Below are 15,328 nucleotides of genomic sequence, written 5' to 3'. Positions count from 1 at the left end.
TGTGTTCTATTATTTTTTCTTAGCGACGCCACCCTGTCCACCCCCTGCCTTAGTGTTCATCCCTGAACGCAAACCACTGCTGGCACGTCTCCCCAGTGGAGAGCCCGCACAGCCGATCCCTAGCAAAAGGAAGTGAGCCACCATGAAATCCCGCATCACCACTCGGAGACCCACCCCTCGGCGCGCTACTCCCCAGCGCATGAACGCCAGCGCACCTGCCATTCGGCGCTTCGGCTTGGGCGACCCCCAACGTGCGACTGCGGAAGCACGCGCCATGCTGCGGCACCCGCGCAGCCTCATCCGGATCACCCCCGGCTGGCGTGCCCCCCGCTTTGCTGTGGGCGCAGGCGATTCGGTTGCCCTGGTTTACGTCTCACGGCGACGCGTATCGCCTGTGATGTGGCACCGGCTTAGTCAGCGCACAGCGCCAGCGGGGCAGGAATTATTCCTGGTCACGGTATCCGTCGAGGGCCCGCGGTGGATGCACCACGAATCCACCCGACTATTAGAGCTGATCCTCGGCCAGGCATGGACGGTGCGGGAGGATCCACGGGAGTTTAGAGATCGCAGTCAGCAGCCACAGATAGGCCTAACGTGGCACGCCCTGATGACGCAGGAGGATCTGCAGGCGGGCGAGGCCCCGGCCCCGCGAGCCGCCTGACCCCCTAGCGGGACGGGTTAGTCTTCGTCCTCTGCATCATCTTCGTCTTCGTCGCCGTCGTCAAAGTAGTCGTCGTCGAAGTCTTCCTCGTCGCCGTCCTCGTCGCCGTCGAAGTCTTCGTCGAAGTCCTCTTCGCCAAACTCGTCGTAGTACTCGTACTCGTCCTCCAGCGGAACCAGCATTTCCTCCCACTCCGTGGCCTGCACCTGTGCGACTGCCAGGGCGTCGAAGAGCTGATCAAAATCCTTGAACGTACCCAGTTCCAGGACTTCCTGGGTCATCTCGGCAGCGTCCTCCAGCACGTTCTGGTACATCACTTCACGCTCAAAATCACTGAGGCTCTCGTCGCTGTCCAGCTCGGCCTCGGCCTGGGCCACCAGTTCGTCGTAGTCCTCACCGAAGGTCACGAATGTGACAGTCGCCTCGGGCTCGTCGGCGCCGGATCCCAGCAATACTGTGATCAGGGAGCCGTTACCCACCTCGGCTCGCACCATCATCGGTTCGATCAAGTCCTGCTCGAACTCCAGGTCGGAGATGCGGTCATCGGTGCCTTCCAGCAAATCGTGTAGCACGGTAATGCACTGGTCAGTTGCAATGTACTGAGCTACCACAGAGACGGCCGCCTCCACAGAAAACACCACGCCAACCAGGCTGTCCTCGAACTCCTCAATGCCCGCGACCTCGTCTAGCTCCCCCTTAGCCAAAAATACATTCGCCGAGTTGATCCCTGCTGTGGTGCCAGTCTGTTCGATCTGCTGGAAGTGAATTTCCAGCTCCGGAGCGATCGGTACGAACAACATATCGTCGTTTACTCGCGACTCAATGCCCTCAGTATCCAGTGCCTGAGCAATGTCCTCGTAGAAACCCACAGCCAACGTCTCCTAGCGTTTCCTAGTATTTCCCAGTGTTTGATGAGGTGTTTTCAGCCCAGAGTGAACGTGCATTCCGTGACTTGGGCACCATAGTAACCCGATCTTCGGCACCGTGTCCCCGGGAAATCCAGTCAGGCACCAGCGACGACCCTAGTGCCCGCGCTAACGCCCCGGCCGGGGCATGGCCACAGAGCTTTCGTCGCCGTCCCACCCCCGCATGTCGAACTTTTCCCATACCTTGCGGAACTGCGCACGAGGGTCCTCCTCCATCCGCATTTCCCGCTCAAACACCTGTGTTGCGCGGCGCCCCACCGAGTACTGATCCCAACCCGGATTCGCATCCCAGATGAAACTCTTCCAGGCTCGCTGCATGTGTTCGGACACCACCGCCATCTCATCCCCCAGAACGAAGCTGGCTTTCGAAGACTTGGCGTCACCAAAAAGAGCCGACAGCTCCATCGAGTGCATCGCACCTACCCCGAGTCGCCGCAACATCGCGGGGGCATAGTCGAAGCGATACATCCACACGGGCGCACCAGCGGCCTGGTGCAGTTCGGCAAGGCGCACAGACTGCGCCCAAAACACTGCGTCTGTAAGCATCTGCGAGAACACACCACGACGCCCGATGTCGCCATAGGCAGCCTCAATCTGGTCGGCTAAGGCCGGATCGTGCGCGCGCAGCATCGTCCGAGCGGCCTTCAGACGCGCCGATTTGGAAAAGAAAAGTACCTGCGCTGCCGAAAGCTCGTCGTTGTTCGTTCCTATCAACAGAGGGATCTGCTGGTGCTCGGCGCGCTCGAAGATGTCCAGCGGGTGATCCGACAGCAGCTCGCCATCGATAGCGATGCCGAAAGCCGCGTTGCCTTCCCGCAGCCCGCCGCCTTTCCACAACATCTGTTTGCCTGCGCGCACCACGTCGTCAAAGGGCAACGCACGCAGCTCCGCAATGGTGGTCGTGCGTGGTACCAGACCGGAGTACTGCGCGAGCTTGCGAGCCCACAGGTTCGATTGCGCGTTGGTGTGCACCGTCATCACGGGTGCCGACTGCAGAATCACGCGGTGGAACAGGCCTTGCGCCTCCGGGATGGCCATCAGCGCCGCGGCCGAAGTTCCGCCTGCAGATTCGCCCATCAGCACCACATTGTCCGGATCACCGCCGAAGCGCTCGATGTTCTCCTGCACCCAGTTCAGCGCCATAATCTGGTCGCGGGTCGCGGGGTTGGCCTCGCAGCCAAAAGCGTCGGGGACCTCCAAGGAGCTCATGTCCACGTACCCCAGCGCACCGAGCCGGAAGTTCAGCGCGACGTACACGACATCCAATTCTTTGGCGAAGTTATGTCCGCGCAGCACGGCAGTATGGGAAGCACCGGCAAAGAAACCACCGCCGTGCAGGAACACAACGACCGGCAGCGTGGCGTTCGTATCCGGCCGGACGATGTCCAGATTCAGGCAGTCCTCATCGCCAATAACCTCGTCTTTCCAATTGTAGTCCGTCTGAGGTGCGACGTTGCCATACTCGTCCGCCAACCAAATGCCCTGCCAACGCACCGGTCGCGGAGCTTGCCAACGCTCTGCGGAACCGAACGGGATGCCGCGCCACGTGCGCACCCCGTCGATTCGCACGCCGCGGACGATCCCGCCGGAGGTCTCTACCCGCACGCCGTCCTGATTCATCATCCCACCATCCTATTGCCTATCTTGAGCCGACCGTCAGAGAATTTTTCGCCTACCCTATGTAGCTATGGGAATTTTCAATTTCGGCAAGTCCGACCACCAGCGTGACGAAGCCACGGCCACCTCCGAGCTCATCCAGCAGGCCCGGCGTGCGCCCTACCCCTCCGGCCCCGTCGCCCGTCGATTCTTCGGTGCTATCGATCGCACGGTCTCGATTCAGGAGCCGCTCATCCGGTCTTATGTGGCCAAGATCGAAAAGAAACATGGTGACGCCACGCTCCAGCGCCGACAGGAAGTCTTAGACACACACTTTAAGAACCTGGCCACGGGCTCCGGCGCGGGCACCGGCGGCGTGGCAGCTGTCCCCGGCGTGGGCACGTTGCTCTCGCTGGCGGGCATTGCGGCCGAATCCGCGGTGCTGATCGAGGTCTGCGCGCTGTACGCCCTGGCGTCTGCCGAGCTGAACAACATTGACATCTCGAAGGAAGAAACCCGGCGCGCTGTGGTATACCTGGCGATCTCCGGAGCCACGGCTAAGGAGCTTGTACAGGCGCTGGCCGAGGACAGCACGTTCGGTTCGCTTAAGGCCGCCAACGGCCTGCGAGGCTCGCGCAAGCTGCGCAACCCCAGTTCGGTTGAGTTGAAGCAGGCCAATAACGTCCTGGGTCGCTTCGCATTCCGCCAGGTACGCAAGCGCTTCGGCGGTGCGATGTTTAAGAAGGTGCTACCGTTCGGCGTCGGCGCCTATCTGGGCGCGAAGGCCAACCGCAAGATCGCGGAACAGATGATCGATAACGTGCACGTCTTCATCCGCGAGGCAGACGAACTGTTTTAGCTCTCTCCCTTTCAATGGGGGTTGTCCAACCCCCGCGTTAAAATCAGCGGCGTGTTCAGAGTCATCCGAGAATCCGCCCAGCACCACCGGTGGCTGTTCGTCGCCGTGGTGGTTTTTTCGGTGCTCCTGCCCTCCATCGAGCTGCTTTTGCCGTTGCTCGCTGGCGCATCCGTAGACGGCAATACACGCGCAATCGGCCTGCTGGTGGCGGTGGCCTGCGCGCGCTTTGTCACTCAATCGCTGCGCCGCTTCCTCGCCGGCACTTTCAGTGTGCGCATCCAACACAGTCTGCGCACGCGCATGTTCCGGGCAATCCAATCGGTCGATGAGCACGGTGCGCGGTCTTTCGGCACGGGACAGGTGATTTCGCGCACGATTACGGATCTTACGAAGGTGCAGGGCACAGTCGCCATGTTGCCGCTGATGGCCTCCAGCGTGTTGGAACTGGTGCTGATCTTCGCGGTCGTGTTGTGGATCTCCCCACCCATCGCCGGAATCGTGGCAGTGCAGATCCCGCTGCTTTTCGCGGTAGCCTACGTCTCGCGCACGCGGTTGTACGGCCCATCGCTAGCCTCGCAGCAGCAAGCGGCGGTGATCGCGGAACAGGTCGAACGCACGATCTCCGGGGTGCAGGTGATGAAGAGCTTCGCCCAAGAACCCCGCGAGGTCGCCCGCTACCGCCGGGAATCCGCTCGGCAGTATGTCATCCACATGCGTGTCAGCAAGCTCAGCGCCGTTTTCCAACCCGCACTGTCCGCACTACCGAACGTGGCGCTGGTGGCTGCAATTGCACTCGGCGGCTGGCTGGCGATGCGCGGAGCGATTAGCGTGGGCGATTTTCTGGCGGTCTCCACGTTCATCACCATGCTTGCCCGCCTTGCCCGCATGGCGGCGGGGATGCTGGTTAATGTGCACGTCACCCAGCCGTGTGCGGATCGCATTTTCGAAATTATTGACACTCCTGCGCGCCCCACCGGCACCACGCCTGCGCGCGGCCCGCTGGGGTTTAAAGGACGTGTTCCTGCAGCGCCGGGGCAGCCTCCGATCCACCTGGACATCTCCCCGTCCAGCACCACGCTCGTGGAAGGGCCCGTGGCCTCTGGCAAGACACGCCTGGCCCATGCACTAGCAGGTTTGAACAGCGACGATGCGGCGGACATTCGGGTTGTCGTTGGCACAGAAGCCGGCACCATCCCCCTGCTGGATGTGCAGGAGGCCGACCGTCCGGCGCTGGTGATGGACGACGCTTTTCTCTACTCCGGGACGATCCGGGAAAACATTCTGCTTGGCCATCCGGCATCAGACGAGGAAGTGTGGGAGGCTGCCCGGCTGGCCTGCGCGGATCGCTTTATCACCGAGGCCGGTGGCCTCGATACGGTGGTCGGCGAGCGTGGCATCACGCTGTCCGGTGGGCAGCGTCAGCGCATCGCCATCGCGCGCGTGCTGCTGCGAGGCCCCCAGACAATCATTTTTGATGACGCCACCTCGGCCATCGACCAGGCCACGGAAGCGCAGATCCTGGCCAACCTCCGCGGCGCGATCTCCGACCCTACGGTGATCTATATCAGCCACCGGGCAGACGGCGGCTTCCGCGATCCAGATCAGACCATTACCCTGCCCGCAGCGTGCCCCGACCGCGCCCCAAAAGCTGACAGCGTTGCTGCCGACGAGCACGGCGCCGATACCTCCGACTACCCGGCGACAGAACCCCGCATCGCGGATCTCAAGCATGCTAGTGGCGACCGCGACGGCACCTTCCGCCTGCGCACCCTGTTTTCCATGGTGCCTGGGCTTATCGCGACAGTAGTTGTCACGCTACTGCTCTCGTCCGCCGCCGACATCGCGCTGCCGACCTTCATCCGCCACGCCATCGACGGCGGAATTGCGGGCAACGACATGGGCGCACTGTGGGCCACCTGCACGGCCGCATTGCTGGTGGTCTTGCTGTCGTGGGGTGCGCAGGTCGCCAATACAATACTCACCACACTAACCGGCGAGCGGCTTATCTTTGCGCTGCGTAACAAGCTCTTTCGGCACCTCACGGGGATGGATTTGCTGTGGTTCCACCGCCAGTCCAGCGGACGAATCATGACTCGCCTCACGACCGACATCGACTCGCTGTCCAACTTCTTGCAATCGGGGCTTTCCCAGACGATCGCCTCGGCCACCTTGGCGATTGGCATCATCGCGATGCTAGTCACCACCGACCTCACATTGGCTGGAATCGTCGCACTATTTCTGCCTGTCATCGTGGTGGCAACGGTGGTCTTCCGCATCATTTCGCGCCGCTTGTACACCCGCGCCAGAAGCCAGATCAGCCAGGTCAATGCGACATTCCAGGAGGCCCTCATGGGACTGCCCACCGGCCAGGCCTTCGGTTACAGCTCCGCGCTGCAGCACCGGCTAGAGGGCGAGTCCCACGAATACCTCCGCCTGCGCACCCACTCCCAGTTGGCGGTCAGCCTTTATTTCCCGGGCATCAACTTGCTCACTCAACTTGCGCAAGCCGCGGTGCTCAGCACGGGCGGGGCGCTGATCGCGGACGGCCAGACCACCGAAGGCGCGCTGGTGGCGTTCAGTCTGTACCTGACAATGCTCTTCGGTCCGATCCAACAGCTATCCCAGGTTTTCGACCAGTTTCAGCAGGCCAGCGTCAGCGCCTCTCGAATCCGCGAACTGCTCAGCGAGCGCCCAGCGATCACCGCGCCAGCCAACGCCACAAAGCCGGCCTTTGGGAAAGGCCCGGCGATTCGGTGTGAGGGCGTCATATATAAATACAGCAACAAAAATGACAGCGAGGACGGCAACAGCGGCGAGCCCACGCTGGACATCGACCACACCTTCCGTGACACGACGGCCGTGGTGGGGGCGACGGGCGCGGGCAAGACCACGCTGTTACGACTGGTCAATCGGTTTATGGATCCGACGGAAGGGACGGTTCGCGCGAACGGAGTGGACATCCGCGAGTTTGATGTGCGCTGCTGGCGGCGCTGTATCGGCACGGTGCCGCAGGAGCCACAGCTGTTTACGGGAACGGTGGCGGAGAACATCGCTTATGGCGCAGAGTATGGTTCGGTCAACACAGACCAGACTGGCCACCCCCACCTACCCGACGTACAGGCGGCGGTAGAACGCATCGGCGGGGAAAGGATCCTGCAGACGATCCCGGGAGGGCTCGAGGCACATATCACTCCGGGAGCCAGCAGCCTATCCGCAGGACAACGACACATGATCGCGCTGGCACGGGCAGAGTACATTCGCCCTGCAATCATGCTGCTGGACGAGGCCACGGCGAACATCAGCGACGACGAGGAAGTGCAGATAGTAGAGGCTATCAACCAGGTTACACGCGACCGCACCGCGCTAATCGTGGCACACCGGCTACGCACTGCTGCCCGAGCCGACACCATCGTAGTGATGGACCACGGCCGCATCGTTGAAATAGGCGAGCATAATAAGCTACTACAAAACGGTGGCGCGTACGCCAAATTGTGGAATGCCGCCCGAAGGCCAACTGCGGGTTTGTAGTAGGGTGGAACGACGAGACTTAAAGTCATAAAGGAAAGAGGCGAGGACCTGCTGTGAGCAGCGCAAATTTCGGTCAAAATGAATGGCTGGTCGATTTGATGTACCAGCAGTACAAGGAAGACCCAAAGTCTGTCGACGCTGAATGGCGCGATTACTTTGAAAATAACTCCTCTCCGGCAAGCGCGTCGGGCAACGCCCAGGCACCGGCGGGCGACGGAGCACAGAAGACCACGGGCGGCCAGAACTCCACCAAGGGCACCGTCACCCCTACCCGGGACACGACGGCAGGCGGCAAGCAGCCCAAGGGTTCTGCATCCAAGGATCAAAACAGCAGCGTTAAGCCCGCCCCGAAGCGCACCGCTCCGCCTGCTCCGAAGCAACCGGTAGACGCACCGGAGCCGGGCAAGACCACGATTAAGGGTGCTGCCAAGGCTGTAGTTAAGAACATGGATATCTCCTTGGAGATCCCGACGGCTACGTCCGTGCGCGACATGCCTGCGAAGCTGATGTTCGAAAACCGCGCGATGGTTAACGACACTCTGCGTGCTCGCGGCGGTGGCAAGATTAGCTTTACCCACATCATCGGCTACGCACTGGTGCAGGCCGTTAAGGCCCACCCGGACATGAACAACGCCTACGAGCTGGTCGACGGCAAGCCGACCCTCGTTACCCCAGAGCACATTAACCTGGGTCTGGCTATCGACATGGTTGGCAAGAACGGCCAGCGCTCCCTGGTGGTTGCCGCCATCAAGGAAGCCGAGAATATGTCCTTCGGCGAGTTCGTCGAGAAGTACGAGGATGTCGTTCACCGCGGCCGCGAAGGCAAGCTGACGATGGACGACTTCACCGGCGTGACCATCTCCCTGACCAACCCGGGTGGCATCGGCACCCGCCACTCTGTGCCGCGCCTAACCAAGGGCCAGGGTGCCATCATCGGCGTGGGCTCCATGGACTACCCCGCTGAATTCGCAGGCGCCTCCGAGGATCGCCTGGGCGAGATGGGCATCGGCAAGCTGGTGACCATCACCTCTACCTACGACCACCGCATCATTCAGGGTGCAGAGTCCGGCGAGTTCCTGCGCACCATGAGCCGTCTGCTGATCAACGACGAGTTCTGGGACGAGATCTTCCACGCAATGCGCGTGCCCTATGCCCCGACCCGTTGGAGCCAGGACCTGCCAAACATTGGCGTAGATAAGTCCACCCGCGTGATGCAGCTGATCGAGGCTTACCGCTCTCGCGGCCACCTGATCGCCAACATCAACCCGCTGCAGTGGACCCAGCCGGGTCTGCCGATTCCGGATCACTCCGACCTGAACATCGAATCCCACGGCCTAACCCTGTGGGACTTCGACCGCACGTTCCACGTCGGTGGATTCGCCGGCCGCGAAACCATGACGCTGCGCGAAGTGCTCTCCACCCTGCGCAAGGCGTACACCCTGAAGGTGGGCTCTGAGTACACCCACATTCTAGACGCCGAAGAGCGCAACTGGCTGCAGGATCGCATCGAGGCTGGCCAGGCCGAGTTCACCCCGGCACAGCAGAAGTACATCCTGCAGAAGCTGAACTCCGCCGAGGCATTCGAGAACTTCCTGCAGACCAAGTACGTCGGCCAGAAGCGCTTCTCTCTGGAGGGCGCCGAGACTCTGATCCCGCTGATGGATGCCGCCATCGACCGCGCTGCAGACGCAGCCCTAGACGAGGTCGTTATCGGTATGCCGCACCGTGGTCGCCTGAACGTTCTGGCGAACATCGTGGGCAAACCCTACGCACAGATCTTCACCGAGTTCGAGGGCAACATCGACCCAGCCGCCGCCGGTGGTTCCGGTGACGTGAAGTACCACCTGGGTCAGCAGGGCCACTACCACCAGATGTTCGGCGACAACGAGATCGACGTCTACCTGGCTGCTAACCCCTCCCACTTGGAGGCCGTGAACCCGGTCATGGAGGGCATCGCCCGCGCTAAGCAGGATCAGCTGCACGAGAAGCACACCGTCATGCCCCTGCTGCTGCACGGCGACGCTGCGTTTGCCGGCCTGGGCATCGTGCAGGAAACCATCAACCTGGCTCGCCTGGAGGCCTACGAGGTCGGCGGTACCGTCCACATCGTGGTAAACAACCAGATTGGCTTTACCACCACCCCGGACGCTGGCCGTTCGACCCACTACGCCACTGACCTGGCAAAGGGCTTCGACTGCCCGGTCTTCCACGTCAACGGTGACGACCCCGAGGCAGTGGTGTGGGTTGCCCAGCTGGCAGTTGACTACCGCAACCGCTTCGGCAAGGACGTCTTCATCGACCTGGTGACCTACCGCCGCCGCGGCCACAACGAGGCCGATGATCCGTCGATGACCCAGCCGCTGATGTACAAGCTGATCGGCGAGACCAAGACTTCCCGCGACCAGTACACCGAGACCCTGCTGGGGCGTGGCGATCTGACCGAGGAAGATGTCGAGCGCGTACAGCGTGACTTCCACGACCAGCTGGAGACCGTGTTCACGCAGGTACGCGAGGCAGAAAAGGGAACCAAGCCGAAGGAACAGAGCGGCATTACCGGCTCCCAGGATCTGCCGCACGGCCTGGATACCTCCGTGGATCACGAGCTGATCGAGCGCATCGGCGACCTGTTTGCCGACGTACCGGATCACATCACCCCACACCCGCGCGTTAAGCCGGTGATCAAGCGCCGCAAGGAGATGTCCCGCAACGGCAAGATCGACTGGGGCTTTGCAGAGCTGCTGGCCTTCGGCTCTCTGGTCAACGGTGGCAAGTTGGTGCGCCTGGTCGGTGAGGATACCCTGCGCGGAACCTTCACCCAGCGCCACGCCATCCTGTTCGACCACGCCGACCACGACCGTTACAGCCCGCTGGAGGAGTTGGCACGCGAGTCCGGTAAGGGCGGTGGCTTCGAGGCCTACAACTCCGCACTGACCGAGTACGCGGGCATGGGCTTCGAATACGGCTACTCCGTGGGTAACCCGGACGCCCTGGTTGCCTGGGAGGCCCAGTTCGGCGACTTCGCCAACGGCGCCCAGACCATCCTGGACGAGTACGTCTCCTCCGGCGAGGCCAAGTGGGGTCAGATTTCCTCCCTGGTTCTGCTACTGCCGCACGGCTACGAGGGCCAGGGCCCGGACCACTCCTCTGCACGCATCGAGCGTTTCCTGCAGATGTCCGCAGAAGGTTCCTGGACTATCGCCCAGCCGTCCACCCCGGCCAACTACTTCCACCTGCTGCGCCGCCACGCACTGGGCTCCCTGAAGCGCCCGCTGGTCGTCTTCAGCCCGAAGTCGATGCTGCGTAACAAGATGGCAGTCTCCTCTGTGGAGGACTTCACCGAGGTCAAGAAGTTCCAGTCCGTCATAGACGACCCGAACCAGAACGGTAAGAACGAAAACATCAAGACCGTTCTGATGTGCTCGGGCAAGATCTACTGGGATTTGGAGAAGAAGCGCCAGGCAGACGGCCGCGACGACGTCGCCATCGTCCGTGTGGAGATGCTGCACCCGATTCCGTTCAACCGCATCAAGGAAGCGCTGTCCAACTACCCGAACGCCGAGGTGCGCTGGGTACAGGACGAGCCGGCGAACCAGGGCCCGTGGCCGTTCTTGGCGCTGCAACTGCCAGAGCACATCCCGGGTCTCCAGCTGAAGCGCGTATCCCGCCGCGCACAGTCTTCCACCGCTACCGGTGTTGCGAAGGTGCACCAGTTGGAGCAGAAGCAGCTGCTAGAGGAAGCTTTCGAATAAAGCCCCCCTGCGTTAGCTGAAGCAGCCCGCCGAAGAACCTACCGAAAGATTCTTCAGGCGGGCTCTTGTGCGTCTGGCGGAGGCACCCGCCCCCAATGCTTTGCGCCTTCCCCCTTATGCCCCGAGCATCTCCATCGTCGTCCCAGTAGCCACAGAGTTCAGCCGTCCAAGCTCGTCGCGCCCAACCACCCGCTTCGCATAAATAACCACTGCGTGCTGCGGCAGGGTGCTATCCAGACACGGGGTGGCCTCCCCCGGCACCGTCGCCCCGATCTCCTGCGGCAAAGTGCTTAGCAGTTCGTCGTACACGAGTGTCTTCCACTCTTCCTCGCTCCTGGCCGCGGCCGCACTGCCCGTGGTGGCTTCCCCAGTTGCCCCAGTTGCCCCTGCTGCCTCTGCGTTCTCTGCGCTAGTAGTCTTTTCCTGGCTCTGCTTTTTGAAATCCCGTCGCAGATCCATTGCCCGATTACGATCCAGCAGCTCCAGCAGCTCCCCCGTACAACCAAAAGAGACTGTGATATCCCCCGTTCGGAGCTGCCGCATACGATTGTCCGCCGGCACGGGTTCACGCTCAGCCTTCCGCCCGTCGCCGTTGAGCCCTCGCACCAGATAGCGCCCGAAGGCGTCTGCATAGCGCTCCGGCATCGGCGCATTGCCCAGCGACTGCTCCGGCACTCCAACCAGGTACTGTTCGGGCTCGCTGTCCGCACAGGCCGTCAGGCTGGTGACGGTTGCCAAGCATGTTGCTGTCGCGATGAGTGACGCCACGTTTCGCCCGCCCAACACTCGCATCTCTACCTGGCCCCTTCGCCCTCATTCGTGCTGCGTAGATACAGCCGCCCATGCGGCCTCTACCTAACTTGCCACATTCTACCCCGTGGTTCCGATGAAGTAACCTAAGTAGTCATGAGTACTAGTCGTGTTTATGCAGGACGTTTGACCGGCCTGGTTGTGCTGGGGCCAGACGGCGAATCCGTCGGCCGTGTCCGCGATGTCGTCATCACCATCCATGGCGACGATGCGACTGCGCTAGGCCTCGTGGTGGAGATCTCCAATAAGCGTAAGATCTTCTTGCCCATGCTCCGTATCGCAGCAATCACCGCCACGGACATCACTACCGCCTCCAGTTCGGTGAACTTGCGCCCCTTCAAGTCCCGTTCCGCCGAACTGACCATCTTCGAGGATCTGATCGGTTCGAAGGTGCACACGGACGATCCGGAACACGAGGAGCTACACGGAAAAGTCGTGGAGATCACGGACGTGGAGCTCAGCCGCAGCCGTCGCCGGGAGTGGAAGATCCGTAACCTGGCAGTCACCCAGCGCAGCCGTTTGGGCCGCAAGATGTCCATCGACGTCATCCCCATCGAACACATTCAGGGCCTCCATGCCTCCGGTACGGGCGCGGTGAACCAGGATGCAGAGCTGATTGCCTCGTTCAAGCAGATGCGCAACGCCGACGTGGCGAACGCCCTGGTGGATATGGACGATGCGCGGCGTAACAAGATCGCCTCGGAGCTTGACGACGAACGGTTGGCGGACGTTCTGGCGGAAATGCCGGATGACGATCAGGCCGCGATCCTCGAGCACCTCAACATCGAACGCGCCGCCGACGTGCTGGAGGAGATGGACCCGGATGATGCCGCCGATATCCTGGCCGAACTGCCGGACGATACCTCCGACGTGCTGCTGGAGCTGATGGATCCAGAGGAGTCCGAACCCGTCCGTCGCCTCATGGACTTCTCGCCCGAGACCGTTGGTGCGCTCATGACGCCCGAGCCGATCATCTTGACGCCCCAGGCCACCGTCGCCGAGGCTCTCGCCCATGCCCGCAATCCAGAACTGCCGACGTCCCTATCTTCCCTGATCTTCGTTGTGCGCCCGCCCCAGGCCACCCCGACGGGCAAATACCTGGGCTGTGTGCATCTGCAGAAGTTGCTGCGCGAACCGCCGTCTTCCCTCATCGGTGGCATCCTCGATCTGGAATTGCCGGCGTTGTTTGCCGAGGACAATCAGGAGACCGCGGCACGCTATTTCGCGACCTACAACCTGGTGTGTGGCCCGGTGCTGGACCACGACCAACACTTGCTGGGCGCCGTAAGCGTCGACGACCTGCTGGACCACATGTTGCCGGAGGACTGGCGCGAGGAAGACTGGCGTATCGATACACCCGCCACAAACGCCACTCCTATCAGCAGCTCCCAGGCCAAGAAAGTAACGAACGAAAGTAAGGGGGTTTAGGCCTATGGCACGCAAATTCTCCCGTGCGGATCTCGATACGCCGACGGATGCCACGCGCCAGAAAAAGAAGTTCAACCTGGACGGCGACGGTGTGGGTCGCGTTGCAGAGAACATCGCCCGCTTCCTGGGAACCGGCAAGTACCTCTTTTATCAGACCATCATTGTGGTCGCCTGGATCGCGCTAAACCTGGGCGGAATGTGGTGGAACTGGGACCCATACCCATTCATCCTGCTCAACCTTGCCTTCTCAACCCAGGCGGCCTACGCCGCCCCGCTTATTCTGCTGGCGCAGAACCGTCAGGACGACCGCGACCGTGTCAGCTTGGACGAGGACCGCCGCCGGGCTGCGGAGACGAAAGCCGATACCGAGTTCCTGGCCCGTGAGGTCGCCAGTGTTCGCATTGCCGTCGGCGAAACTGTCACGCGCGACTATCTGCGCCGCGAGCTGGAAGAACTCAACGACATCCTGCAGCGCATCGACGACAAGATCGACGACACCCGCCGTGACGAGGAAGCGCGAGGAGACGGCCGCGAGGATTAACGGGGAAGCTAGTAAGAGGCCGAATTAGTGTCTCGCCGGTCGTTCGATAGACTAAAACCCATCATGTCCCAAGTCACTGAATCCGCTGTACGCAGCGCGCTATCCCGCGTAGAGGACCCAGAACTAAACCGCACGATCACGGATCTCGGCATGGTGAAGTCCATCGACATCGACGGTAGTGATGTCGCCGTGGAGATCTACCTGACGATCGCCGGCTGCCCGATGAAGAATCACCTGACGGAGAAGACCCGCGAGGCCGCAGCATCCGTCGAAGGCGTGGAGAACGTCACGGTCACCACCGACGTTATGAGCGACGAGCAGCGCCGCAACATCCGCCAGATGGTGCGTGGCGACTCTGCCGACCCGGTAATCCCGTTCGCTCAAGCCGATTCCACCACCCGCGTTTTCGCTGTCGCCTCCGGCAAGGGCGGCGTGGGCAAGTCCAGCGTTACCGTCAACCTGGCCGTCGCGCTGCAGAAGCGGGGCCTGAAGGTCGGCGTGATCGATGCCGACATTTACGGCCACTCCGTGCCCGGCCTGATGGGCTCCACGGACAAGCCACACCAGGTGGACGAGATGATCATGCCGCTGCAGGCGCACGGCGTGAAGCTGATCTCCATCGGCCACTTCATCGGTGACAACTCCCCCGTGGTCTGGCGCGGCCCGATGCTCCACCGCGCGATCCAGCAATTCCTGGCAGACGTCTTCTGGGGCGACCTGGACATCCTGCTGCTGGACCTGCCCCCGGGAACCGGCGACGTAGCGATCTCGGTGGCACAGCTAGTGCCAAACGCCGAACTGCTGATCGTTACCACCCCGCAGGCCGCCGCGGCCGAGGTCGCAGAACGCGCCGGATCGATTTCCCAGCAAACGCGCCAGCGCATCGGCGGCGTGATCGAAAACATGAGTTGGATGGACATGCCGGATGGCTCCCGCATGGAGGTCTTCGGTTCCGGCGGTGGCCAGTTCGTCGCGGACCGCCTCTCCCAGATCACCGGCGCAAAGGTGCCGCTGATGGGGCAGATCCCTCTGGACCCGAACCTGCGCATCGGTGGCGACCTGGGCAACCCGATCGTCCTGTCCGAGCCGAACTCTCCGGCCACCATCGCGTTCGGAGGTATCGCCGACCAGCTGGCGGTGCGTCGCAGTTCGCTGGCAGGTAAGTCGCTGAACCTCGGCGTCACAAAGAAATAAGCGAAAACCCGCGGCGAGAACCCGCGGGTTGCTTCG

Annotated in this window: 10 protein-coding genes; 7 read left to right on the top strand and 3 right to left on the bottom strand. The window is 62.0% G+C overall.

The genetic code is table 11. From position 1 onward, the window contains the following. The first annotated feature begins 142 nt into the window (after positions 1 to 142). A complete protein-coding gene (locus ACKFRT_RS01080; RefSeq protein WP_408925444.1) occupies positions 143 to 661 on the top strand; it encodes a hypothetical protein in 519 nt (172 codons plus the stop codon). A gap of 17 nt (positions 662 to 678) precedes the next feature. Here ACKFRT_RS01080 and ACKFRT_RS01075 read toward each other — a convergent pair whose 3' ends face one another. After that, positions 679 to 1,530 carry a hypothetical protein gene (locus ACKFRT_RS01075; protein ID WP_408926113.1) on the bottom strand — a complete coding sequence of 284 codons (852 nt, stop codon included), beginning with the start codon at positions 1,528 to 1,530 and terminating at the stop codon, positions 679 to 681. A 165-nt stretch (positions 1,531 to 1,695) separates the two neighbouring features. Continuing rightward, positions 1,696 to 3,210 carry a carboxylesterase/lipase family protein gene (locus ACKFRT_RS01070; RefSeq protein ID WP_408925443.1) on the bottom strand — a complete coding sequence of 505 codons (1,515 nt, stop codon included), beginning with the start codon at positions 3,208 to 3,210 and terminating at the stop codon, positions 1,696 to 1,698. Between the two features lie 64 nt (positions 3,211 to 3,274). Between ACKFRT_RS01070 and ACKFRT_RS01065 the strand changes: the two genes are divergently transcribed. The 3 genes from ACKFRT_RS01065 to ACKFRT_RS01055 are packed head-to-tail and all read left to right on the top strand — an operon-like array spanning position 3,275 to position 11,319. Beyond that, a complete protein-coding gene (locus ACKFRT_RS01065; RefSeq protein ID WP_408925442.1) occupies positions 3,275 to 4,042 on the top strand; it encodes a hypothetical protein in 768 nt (255 codons plus the stop codon). Positions 4,043 to 4,093: 51 nt separating this feature from the next. Continuing rightward, positions 4,094 to 7,570 (top strand): ABC transporter ATP-binding protein, encoded by a 3,477-nt coding sequence (locus tag ACKFRT_RS01060; RefSeq protein ID WP_408925441.1) that lies wholly within the window; start codon positions 4,094 to 4,096, stop codon positions 7,568 to 7,570. A 53-nt stretch (positions 7,571 to 7,623) separates the two neighbouring features. Further along, positions 7,624 to 11,319: a multifunctional oxoglutarate decarboxylase/oxoglutarate dehydrogenase thiamine pyrophosphate-binding subunit/dihydrolipoyllysine-residue succinyltransferase subunit gene (locus ACKFRT_RS01055; RefSeq protein WP_408925440.1), complete on the top strand. Its 3,696-nt coding sequence runs from the start codon at positions 7,624 to 7,626 to the stop codon at positions 11,317 to 11,319. 114 nt (positions 11,320 to 11,433) lie between these two features. Here the strand turns inward: ACKFRT_RS01055 and ACKFRT_RS01050 are convergent, their stop codons facing one another. Then, positions 11,434 to 12,087: a hypothetical protein gene (locus ACKFRT_RS01050; protein WP_296215228.1), complete on the bottom strand. Its 654-nt coding sequence runs from the start codon at positions 12,085 to 12,087 to the stop codon at positions 11,434 to 11,436. 138 nt (positions 12,088 to 12,225) lie between these two features. Between ACKFRT_RS01050 and ACKFRT_RS01045 the strand changes: the two genes are divergently transcribed. The 3 genes from ACKFRT_RS01045 (at position 12,226) to ACKFRT_RS01035 (ending at position 15,292) form a co-directional block, all read left to right on the top strand. Then, a complete protein-coding gene (locus ACKFRT_RS01045) occupies positions 12,226 to 13,557 on the top strand; it encodes a magnesium transporter MgtE N-terminal domain-containing protein (RefSeq protein ID WP_296215231.1) in 1,332 nt (443 codons plus the stop codon). A gap of 4 nt (positions 13,558 to 13,561) precedes the next feature. Beyond that, the gene (locus ACKFRT_RS01040; protein WP_296215232.1) at positions 13,562 to 14,098 is read left to right on the top strand and encodes a DUF1003 domain-containing protein; all 537 of its coding nucleotides are present in this window, start codon (positions 13,562 to 13,564) and stop codon (positions 14,096 to 14,098) included. A gap of 63 nt (positions 14,099 to 14,161) precedes the next feature. Further along, positions 14,162 to 15,292, top strand: coding sequence for an Mrp/NBP35 family ATP-binding protein (locus ACKFRT_RS01035; RefSeq protein ID WP_296215234.1), 1,131 nt, complete (start codon positions 14,162 to 14,164; stop codon positions 15,290 to 15,292). Positions 15,293 to 15,328 lie beyond the last annotated feature (36 nt).

It is taken from the genome of Corynebacterium jamesii (assembly GCF_046097395.1).
Lineage (GTDB): Bacteria > Actinomycetota > Actinomycetes > Mycobacteriales > Mycobacteriaceae > Corynebacterium.
This window is presented reverse-complemented; position numbering and strand designations above follow the sequence as displayed.

Excerpts from the sequence above, each read along its gene's own strand:
- ACKFRT_RS01040 (WP_296215232.1), top strand. The coding sequence starts at position 13,562 with ATGGCACGCAAATTCTCCCGTGCGGATCTCGATACGCCGACGGATGCC.
- ACKFRT_RS01070 (WP_408925443.1), bottom strand. The coding sequence starts at position 3,210 with ATGATGAATCAGGACGGCGTGCGGGTAGAGACCTCCGGCGGGATCGTC.
- ACKFRT_RS01045 (WP_296215231.1), top strand. The coding sequence starts at position 12,226 with ATGAGTACTAGTCGTGTTTATGCAGGACGTTTGACCGGCCTGGTTGTG.
- ACKFRT_RS01080 (WP_408925444.1), top strand. The coding sequence starts at position 143 with ATGAAATCCCGCATCACCACTCGGAGACCCACCCCTCGGCGCGCTACT.
- ACKFRT_RS01065 (WP_408925442.1), top strand. The coding sequence starts at position 3,275 with ATGGGAATTTTCAATTTCGGCAAGTCCGACCACCAGCGTGACGAAGCC.
- ACKFRT_RS01035 (WP_296215234.1), top strand. The coding sequence starts at position 14,162 with ATGTCCCAAGTCACTGAATCCGCTGTACGCAGCGCGCTATCCCGCGTA.